Here is a 253-nt window from a genome sequence, read left to right as displayed (position 1 = left end):
GGCCATGGCGCTGGAATTTCGCGATTACGCACCGAACGAGCGACGCAAGCGCATCGTCGACGGCGTGCTGGCCCTGGCTTCGCTGCTGACCGGGTTTGTCCAGGGCATGGTGCTCGGCACTCTCGTGCAAGGCGTTGCGCATCAGGGCGGTCAGTACATTGGCGATGGCCGCGACTGGCTGAATCCGTTCCCGGTGTTTTGCGGTTTGGTGCTGGTGCTCGGTTACGTCTGGCTGGGGACGTGCTGGTTGTAC

Annotated in this window: 1 protein-coding gene; it reads left to right on the top strand. The window is 63.2% G+C overall.

The window, feature by feature from the left end; all coding sequences use genetic code 11:
* The coding region (locus AAEY83_RS17040; protein ID WP_351061021.1) for a cytochrome d ubiquinol oxidase subunit II at positions 1–253 on the top strand (253 nt) is incomplete at both ends.

It is taken from the genome of Psychrobacter sp. TB20-MNA-CIBAN-0197, assembly GCF_040309765.1.
GTDB classification, from domain to species: Bacteria; Pseudomonadota; Gammaproteobacteria; order Pseudomonadales; family Moraxellaceae; genus Psychrobacter; species Psychrobacter submarinus.
Note: the sequence above shows the minus strand (reverse complement) of the source record. Positions and strands in the feature narration are given on the sequence as shown.